This window comes from Hansschlegelia beijingensis (assembly GCF_045505405.1).
Classification (GTDB): domain Bacteria; phylum Pseudomonadota; class Alphaproteobacteria; order Rhizobiales; family Methylopilaceae; genus Methylopila; species Methylopila beijingensis_A.
On record NZ_JBJKEX010000538.1, the window covers coordinates 1 to 1261 of the forward strand.

A 1261-nucleotide genomic window follows, 5' to 3' on the forward strand; every position below is an offset into this window, starting at 1 on the left:
GGTGGCCGCCGGGTCGCGCGGGTTCGCGCGCGGCGCGAGATTGGCGAGCAGCTCCTCATGGAGGTGCGGCGTCAGCGTGATGGCGTTGCCGTTCAGCCCCAGCGCCATCGGGGCGGCGAGCGGCGCCCGGATCCCGCCGAGCCCGAGCGAAGTCGAGATGGCGAGCGGCGCCAGAAGATGCGCGGCGTCGAAATGACCGAAGGTCAGCCGGTCGCGGATGTTGGCCCAGGAGACCTCCCGGACGAGCTCGATCTCAAGCCCCTCGTCGGCGGCGAACCCGCGTGTCGCCGCGACGATCGGCGCGGCGGCGTCGACCAGCGGGATGAAGCCGATTTTCAGGCGGTCCGCGCTCATCCCAGAAGCTCCGCGGCGGTGACCACCGATTGCGCGATCTCGGAGATCTTCTTCTTCTCGTTCATCGCGACCTTGCGCAGCAGGGCGTAGGCCTGCTCCTCGTCGATGCTCTTCGAGCGCATCAGGATGCCCTTGGCGCGGTCGATGATCTTGCGCTCCTCGAGCTGCCCCTTGGCCTGTTCGAGCTCCGTCCGCAGCCGCGAGAAGGCGTTGAACCGGCTGATGGTCGTGTCGAGGATGGGCTTGATGCGCTCCTTCTTCAGCCCGTCCACCACATAGGCGGAGACGCCGGCGTCGATCGCGCGATCGATCGAGATTGCGTCGGTCTGGTCGACGAACATGCCGACCGGCCTGCGCACTGCGCGGCTGACCTGGAACATCTGCTCCAGCACGTCCCGGCTGGGGTTCTCGAGATCGATCAGGATCACGTCCGGATCGATGGCGTAGATCCGCTCCAGCAGGTTCACGTGATCGGAGATGAGCATGATGGAGTCGTGCCCCGCGGCGCGCAGGCCCTCCTCGAGAATCGTGGCCCGGACCGGGCTCTCGTCGATGAGCACGATCTTCAGGGGCCGGTCCGAAGCGGGCGGGCGTTCGGGCATCAATGTTCCTGCGCGCGGGACGACGTCAGTCGCCGAGCGTGAAGTCGACGCGACGTCGCGCCCGGCTCAGGCGGCGTGGCGACCTGCGTCGGCTCCGTAATACGCGACATAGCGTGGATTGATAGACTTACGCGGCAGAACGATCAGCACGTCGGTGGTGCCGAACGCATGGTCCACCACTGCGCCGTCCCCGATGAAGGCGCCGAGCCTGAGATAGCCCTTGATGAGGGGCGGCAGGGCGCGGAGCGCCGCGCGCGGATCGATGGCCTCGCGCGCCAGCAGGCGCATCTCGGCGCGCCGCGCCG

The 1261-nt window shown here is 68.1% G+C and carries 2 protein-coding genes and 1 pseudogene; all 3 read right to left on the bottom strand.

What is annotated here, in order from left to right:
- Positions 1-354: ABC transporter substrate-binding protein (locus ACIKT0_RS18490; RefSeq protein ID WP_407106779.1), on the bottom strand; the 354-nt coding region annotated here is incomplete at its 3' end.
- On the bottom strand, positions 351-956 hold the full coding sequence (locus ACIKT0_RS18495) for an ANTAR domain-containing response regulator (protein ID WP_407106780.1): 606 nt from the start codon (positions 954-956) through the stop codon (positions 351-353). The genes ACIKT0_RS18490 and ACIKT0_RS18495, both read right to left, overlap by 4 nt.
- Before the next feature lie 66 nt (positions 957-1022).
- Positions 1023-1261, bottom strand: a pseudogene (locus ACIKT0_RS18500) (ornithine--acyl-ACP N-acyltransferase OlsB); the annotation flags it as partial.

What these genes read in the sequence shown, in the direction of transcription:
- ACIKT0_RS18495 (WP_407106780.1), bottom strand. Translation starts at nt 956, where the DNA reads ATGCCCGAACGCCCGCCCGCTTCGGACCGGCCCCTGAAGATCGTGCTC.